The sequence below is a fragment of the Streptomyces olindensis genome (assembly GCF_040645895.1).
In the GTDB taxonomy this organism is placed as follows: domain Bacteria; phylum Actinomycetota; class Actinomycetes; order Streptomycetales; family Streptomycetaceae; genus Streptomyces; species Streptomyces olindensis.
This window is the reverse complement of record NZ_JBEYZD010000075.1, coordinates 36,514-43,304: the sequence shown is the minus strand read 5'-3', so window position 1 is coordinate 43,304 and position 6,791 is coordinate 36,514. Positions and strand designations below refer to the sequence as shown.

At 70.9% G+C, this 6,791-nt stretch carries 5 protein-coding genes; all 5 read left to right on the top strand.

Annotation, left to right across the window (positions count from 1 at the left end; translation table 11 throughout):
* On the top strand, nt 1-899 hold an 899-nt coding region (gene mreC / locus ABZ948_RS33705; protein ID WP_359766038.1), incomplete at its 5' end, for a rod shape-determining protein MreC.
* A 13-nt stretch (nt 900-912) separates the two neighbouring features.
* The gene (gene mreD / locus ABZ948_RS33700; protein WP_359766036.1) at nt 913-1,584 is read left to right on the top strand and encodes a rod shape-determining protein MreD; all 672 of its coding nucleotides are present in this window, start codon (nt 913-915) and stop codon (nt 1,582-1,584) included.
* Between the two features lie 140 nt (nt 1,585-1,724).
* The gene (mrdA, locus tag ABZ948_RS33695) at nt 1,725-3,971 is read left to right on the top strand and encodes a penicillin-binding protein 2 (RefSeq protein ID WP_359766034.1); all 2,247 of its coding nucleotides are present in this window, start codon (nt 1,725-1,727) and stop codon (nt 3,969-3,971) included.
* Nucleotides 3,968-5,170 carry a rod shape-determining protein RodA gene (gene rodA, locus ABZ948_RS33690; protein ID WP_359766032.1) on the top strand — a complete coding sequence of 401 codons (1,203 nt, stop codon included), beginning with the start codon at nt 3,968-3,970 and terminating at the stop codon, nt 5,168-5,170. Before mrdA ends, rodA begins: the two co-directional genes overlap by 4 nt.
* A gap of 56 nt (nt 5,171-5,226) precedes the next feature.
* The gene (locus ABZ948_RS33685) at nt 5,227-6,729 is read left to right on the top strand and encodes a CYTH and CHAD domain-containing protein (protein WP_359766030.1); all 1,503 of its coding nucleotides are present in this window, start codon (nt 5,227-5,229) and stop codon (nt 6,727-6,729) included.
* The last annotated feature ends 62 nt before the right edge of the window (nt 6,730-6,791 follow it).

Genomic DNA, 6,791 nt, shown 5'->3' with positions numbered 1-6,791 from the left:
TCGCGTTCGCGTTGATCACGGTGGACATCCGCGGTGGGGAGGACTCGCCCGTCGACGGTGCGCGGCAGGCCGCGGCCACGGTCTTCGGCCCGATCGAGAGCGGTGTGTCGGCCGCGGTCGACCCGGTCGGCAACGCGGTCTCCGCCATCCGTGACTCCGGCGAGCGGCACGACCGGCTCGCCGTGCTGGAGGAGGAGAACGCGGCCCTGAAGGCGCGGCTCGGCAGTGACGACCGCAGCCGCAGCCGCCTCAAGCAGCTCGACAAGATGCTGAAGGTCGCCGGGCAGGGCCAGTACGGCATCAAGGGCGCCGAGGTCATCGCCATAGGAGCGGCGCAGGGCTTCTCCTGGACCATCACGATCGATGTCGGCGCCAACGACGGCATCAAGCGCGACATGACCGTCCTGAACGGGGACGGGCTGGTCGGCCGGGTCACCACGGTGGGGCCCAACACCGCGACGGTCCTGCTGGCCAGCGACCCCGACTTCACGGTCGGCACCCGGATGGAGTCCAGCGACGAACTGGGCTTCGCCTCCGGGCAGGGCGACCGCCCGCTGCGCGTCGAACTCCTCAACGGCAAGGCCGAGGTGAAGAAGGGCGACCGCCTCGTCACCTTCGGCTCGCAGGCCGACCGGCCCTTCGTGCCCGGCGTGCCCGTCGGCGTGGTCTCCCGCGTCGACCCCTCCGGCGGCGGCCTGACCCGCACGCTGTACGTCACGCCGTACGCGAGCTTCACCAAGCTCGACATCGTCGGTGTCGTCGTCGACGCCCCGAAGAAGGACCCGCGCGACACGGTGCTCCCGCCCAAGCCCAAGCCCACCCCGAGGCCGACGGTGACGGTGACCGTGACGCCGTCCGCCGAGGCACCCGCAGACGGCCAGAACCAGCAAGAGCAGTAGGAGCTGTCACCCCATGCGCGTCAACCGGATCCTGCTCTCGTCCGCCCTGGTCGTCGTCGCCCTGGTGATCCAGGTGAGCGTCCTCGCCCGCCTCCATCTCCCGGGCGCGGTGCCCGACCTGATGCTGCTGACCGTCCTCGGCCTCGCGCTGGTCTACGGGCACGTCGGCGGCGCCCTCGTCGGCTTCGGCGCGGGCCTGCTCGCCGACCTGGCCCCGCCCGCCGACCACGCCGCCGGGCGGTACGCCCTCGTGCTGTGCGTCATCGGCTACCTCGCCGGCCTGGTCAAGCCGGAGACGGGCCAGCTGAAGTCCGCCACCGGCCCCATGGTCGTGGTGGTCGCCGCCGCGGTCGGCTCCACCCTGCTGTACGCCGGTGTCGGCGCCCTCGTCGGCGACACCGCCGCCCGCCATGTGGGCCTGGGCAGCCTGCTGTTCACGGCCGCCCTGTACGACCTGCTGCTCGCCCCGTTCGTCGTGCCGGGGATCATGGCCCTGGCACGGCGCGCCGAGAACGATCCGCTCGCCGAGACGGGCTCCGCCGCCAAGGCCACGGACATCTCCTCGGGCTGGCTCTCCGGCGGCACCGGCCTGAGGATCGGCAGCCAGCGCAACGGCCTGCGGGTGAAGGCGGCCCGGGCCCGGATGGCGCGGGCCGGGCGCATCAAGGGGGTCAAGCGGCTGTGAACGCGGCGAAGTTCACCCGAACGGAGCGGTCCGGTCGGAACGCCGGCTCGTGGGCCGACCGTTCACCACTCGTCACCGCCCGTCGACCACCCGTCGTCATCACTCATCCGAACGCGCACTGAGAGGGGGAGGCAGCCGCAGTGACCAACATTCCCGAGACCGGCCGGAACCCACGGGTCCAGATCCGGCTCGTCGTCATCCAGGTCCTCGTCCTCTCCCTGCTCCTCACCCTGGGCGGACGCCTGTGGTACCTGCAGATCCGTGAGGGCGCCGCGTACGCCAAGGAAGCGTCGGGGAACCACGTCCAGCAGGTCGTCCAGCCGGCCGTCCGCGGCTCGATCCTGGACGCGCGGGGAGTGGCCCTCGCCGACAACGAGACCCGGCTGGTCGTCTCCGCGTCCCGCACCGACCTGCTGAAGATGCCGGACGACGGCAAGGACGTCCTCACCAAGCTCGCCGCGGTCCTGGGCATGACCCCCAAGGAGGTCATGGAGAAGGTCCGGCTGTGCGACGCCGAGACGCCCCAGCCCTGCTGGAACGGCTCGCCCTACCAGCCCATCCCCATCACCGACGAGGCCACCCCCAAGCAGGCCCTGCAGATCCGCGAGCGCGCCGAGGACTTCCCCGGCATCACCGCCGAGCCGGAGGCCGTACGCCGCTACCCGAGCCCGGGCAAGGCCAACACCGCCCAGGTCCTCGGCTACCTCTCGCCGGTCACCGACGAGGAGATCAAGCAGGCGCAGAACACCAACTCGCCGTACCTGCGCTCGGACCAGGTAGGCCGCTCCGGCCTTGAGCGCCAGTACGACAAGCAGCTGCGCGGCAAGGCCGGCGTCACGCGCTACGAGGTCGACAACCTCGGCCGTGTCATCGGCCAGGCCGAGGCCGACCCGGCCCACCCCGGCGACAACCTCGTCACCAGCATCGACGCCCGCGTCCAGCGGATCGCCGAGTACCAGCTGAACGAGGCCATGAAGGAAGCCCGCAAGCAGCACGACCGGAACACCGGCACCAACTACAAGGCGGACTCCGGCGCCGTCGTCGTCATGGAGGCCAAGACGGGCCGCGTCGTCGCCATGGCCTCGAACCCGACGTACGACCCGAACGCCTGGGTGGGCGGCATCTCCGCCAAGGACTACGCGCGGCTCACGGGCAAGAAGTCCAACTACCCGCTGCTCAACCGCGCGATCCAGGGCCAGTCGGCACCCGGCTCCATCTTCAAGGTCATCCCGACGGCCGCCGCGGTCAACGCGGGCTACTCCTTCGACGGCCCCTACCAGTGCTCAAGCTCGTACTCCATCGGCGGCCAGGTCTTCAAGAACTTCGAGTCCAAGGGCTACGGCCCGATCAGTCTCGGCCGCGCCCTGGAGGTCTCCTGCGACACGGTCTTCTACCGCCTCTCCCACGAGGAGTGGAAGAGGGACGGCGGCACCAAGCCGAAGAAGAACGCCAACGACTGGTTCTACAAGACCGCCCACCAGTTCGGCCTCGGCAAGGAGACCGGCATCGACCTGCCCAACGAGGTCACCGGCCGCGTCCCCGACCGCAAGTGGAAGCTGGACTACTGGAAGGCCAACAAGGACGCCTGGTGCCGCACCGGCAAGCGCAACGGCAGCTACGCCGAGAAGATCGCCTACGAGAACTGCCTCGAAGGCAACCGCATGCGCGCCGGTGACTCCGTCAACTACTCCATCGGCCAGGGCGACACACTCGTCACGCCCATCCAGATGGCCACCATCTACTCCGCCATCTCCAACGGCGGCACGATGTACACCCCCTCGGTCGGCAAGGCCGTCATCAGCGCCGACGGCAAGACCGTCACGCCCATCAAGCCCCAGGCGCACGGCAAGCTGCCGATGAGCCAGAAGACGCGCAACGAGATAAGCGATGCCCTCGCGGGAGTCGCCACCCGCGGTACGGCCGCCTGGAGGTTCGGCGGCTGGCCGCAGGACAAGATCCCGATGCACGCCAAGACGGGTACCGCCGAGGTCTACGGCAAGCAGACGACCTCCTGGTTCGCCACGTACACCAAGGACTACTCGATCGTCATGACGATCTCCCAGGGCGGTACGGGCTCCGGCGCCTCGGGCCCCGCCGTCCGCAACATCTACAACGCGCTGTACGGCGTCTCCGAGGACGGCGACATCGACCCGAAGAAGGCGCTGCTGCCCGCTCCGGAGAAGGCCCTGCCGAAGGTCAAGACGGACGGCACCATCGCCTCCCCGAAGATCTCCAAGGACCCCGCCAAGGACCAGCAGGCGAAGAAGAAGGACCCGAACGCCCCGGCCGACCCGCTCCAGCCGGCCACGGCACCCCCGCCGACCCCGGAGAACCGTGACACCCGAAGGCGACGGCGCCGGCGGGGAAGCCGGAGGTTGCCGACATGACCGGCGGTGTGAACAGCTTCCAGGTCTCCGGCTACGGGCCCGAGCGCACCGGCTGGATGCGGCTCCTCGCCCGCGACTCGGTCACGCGGCGGCTCGACTGGCCGATACTGCTGTCGGCTATGGCCCTGTCGCTGCTCGGCACGCTCCTCGTCTACTCGGCGACCCGCAACCGCACGGAGCTCAACCAGGGCGACCCGTACTACTTCCTCGTCCGGCACCTGCTGAACACCGGCATCGGCCTCGCCCTGATGGCCGGCACGATCTGGCTCGGCCACCGCGCCCTGCGCACGGCCGTGCCGATCCTCTACGGCGTCTCGGTCCTGCTGATCCTGCTGGTGCTCACACCACTCGGCTCCACCATCAACGGCGCCCACTCCTGGATCAAGCTCCCGGGCGGCTTCTCCCTCCAGCCCTCGGAGTTCGTGAAGGTCACGATCATCCTGGGCATGGCGATGCTGCTGGCGGCCCGGGTCGACGCGGGGGACAAGCAGTACCCCGACCACCGCACGGTCGTGCAGGCCCTGGGCCTGGCCGCCGTGCCCATGCTGATCGTGATGCTCATGCCCGACCTCGGGTCGGTCATGGTCATGGTCATCATCGTGCTCGGCGTCCTGCTCGCCTCCGGCGCCACCAACCGGTGGGTGTTCGGCCTGCTCGGCGCGGGCGCCGCCGGCGCGATCACCGTCTGGCAGCTCGGAGTGCTCGACGACTACCAGATCGCCCGCTTCGCCGCCTTCGCCAACCCCGAGCTGGACCCGGCGGGCGTCGGCTACAACACCAACCAGGCCCGCATCGCCATCGGCTCCGGCGGACTGACCGGCGCCGGCCTCTTCCACGGCTCGCAGACCACCGGCCAGTTCGTCCCCGAGCAGCAGACGGACTTCGTCTTCACCGTGGCGGGGGAGGAACTGGGCTTCCTCGGCGGCGGCCTGATCATCCTGCTGCTCGGCATCGTCCTGTGGCGGGCCTGCCGGATCGCCCGGGAGACCAGCGACCTGTACGGCACGATCGTGGCCGCCGGCATCGTCGCCTGGTTCGCCTTCCAGACGTTCGAGAACATCGGCATGACCCTCGGCATCATGCCGGTCACCGGCCTGCCGCTGCCGTTCGTGTCCTACGGCGGTTCATCGATGTTCGCCGTGTGGATAGCGGTCGGGCTGCTGCAGTCGATCCGGGTGCAGAGACCGATGTCGGCGTGAACATCGGGCGGGGCGGCCCCCTGCCGCCCCGCCTTCCGGCCGACTAGATTCGGCTCATGGCGGACACCAAGCGTGAGATCGAGCGGAAGTACGAGTCGAACGACAGCGGGCTTCCGGACCTGACCGGTGTCGCCGGGGTCGCGGACGTCGTCGACAAGGGCGTCGCCCACCTCGACGCCACCTACTACGACACCGCCGACGAACGCCTCGCCGCCTCCTCCGTCACCCTGCGCCGCCGCACCGGCGGCTCCGACGCGGGCTGGCATCTGAAGTTCCCGGTCGCCCCGGGCGTCCGCGACGAGATCCACGCCCCGCTGTCCGACACCCTGCCCGACGACCTCGCCGGACTGGTCCGCTCCCGGGTCCGCGACAGCGAGCTGCTGCCCCTGGTCCGGCTCCGCTCCGAGCGGGACGTACGCCACCTCGTCGACGCCGACGGCCGGCTGCTCGCCGAGGTCAGCGTCGACGCCGTGCACGCCGCGCGGCTCACGACCGGCGGCGAGGCGCAGTGGACCGAGATCGAGGTGGAACTCGCCGACGGGGGCGACCCGGCCTTCCTCGACCAGGTGGACAAACGGCTGCGCAAGGCGGGCGTACGGCCGTCGAAGTCGCCGTCCAAGCTCGCACGCGCCCTCGCGGAGACCGCGCCCGGAAAGCGACGCGCGGCCGCGACCGCGGGGAAGCCGGTGACCGCCGGAGACCACGTGCTCGCCTACCTGCGCGCACAGCGGGACGCCATCGTCGAACTCGACCCGGCCGTCCGCCGCGACACCGAGGACTCCGTGCACCGCATGCGGGTGGCCACCCGCCGGCTGCGCAGCACCCTCAAGTCGTTCGGCGAGGTCCTCGACCGGACCGTCACCGACCCGGTCGCCGACGAGCTGAAGTGGCTGGCCGGCGAGCTGGGCCTGGACCGCGACCGCGAGGTGCTGACCGAGCGGCTGACGTCGGCCCTCGGCGAGGTGCCCGCCCCCCTGGTCCGCGGCCCGGTCGAAGAGCGGCTGCGCACCTGGGCCGGCGCCGAGCACGGCGGGGCAAGCGGCCGGCTCGTCGGCGTCCTCGACTCCCGCCGCCACCTCGCCCTGCTCGACACCCTGGACGCGCTGATCGCCCACCCGCCGCTGCGGAAGGCGGCCGGCAGGAAACCCGGCAAGACGATCACCAAGGCCGTGCGGAAGGACTTCCGCAAGGTCTCCGGGCTCGTCGAGCGGGCCCTGGAACTCGAACCCGGCACCGACCGGGACGTCGCCCTGCACGAGGCCCGCAAGAAGGCCAAGCGCACCCGCTACGCCGCCGAGGCCGCCGCCCCCGCCCTCGGCAAGCCGGCCAAGACCATGGTCAAGTCCATGAAGGCGCTGCAGAACCTGCTGGGCGAGCACCAGGACAGCGTCATGGCCCGCCAGGCCCTGCGCGAGCTGTCCGCCGTCGCCCACGCGGCGGGGGAGAGCGCCTTCACCTACGGCCTGCTCCACGAGCGCGAGGAGCAGCGGGCCGTGCGCGTGGAGGCCGAGCTGCCCGGGTTCTGGGACGGGATCAGGAGCAGGGCGAAGGCCCTGTGATCCCCGGGGCGTACGGAGGGGTGCCGCGGGCGCGTTAGTCTGGATGGTCACCCCTGCCAGCA

Bases quoted from the DNA above. Each gene is read 5' to 3' on its own strand.
- mreD (WP_359766036.1), top strand. From the start codon at position 913: ATGCGCGTCAACCGGATCCTGCTCTCGTCCGCCCTGGTCGTCGTCGCC.
- rodA (WP_359766032.1), top strand. From the start codon at position 3,968: ATGACCGGCGGTGTGAACAGCTTCCAGGTCTCCGGCTACGGGCCCGAG.
- ABZ948_RS33685 (WP_359766030.1), top strand. From the start codon at position 5,227: ATGGCGGACACCAAGCGTGAGATCGAGCGGAAGTACGAGTCGAACGAC.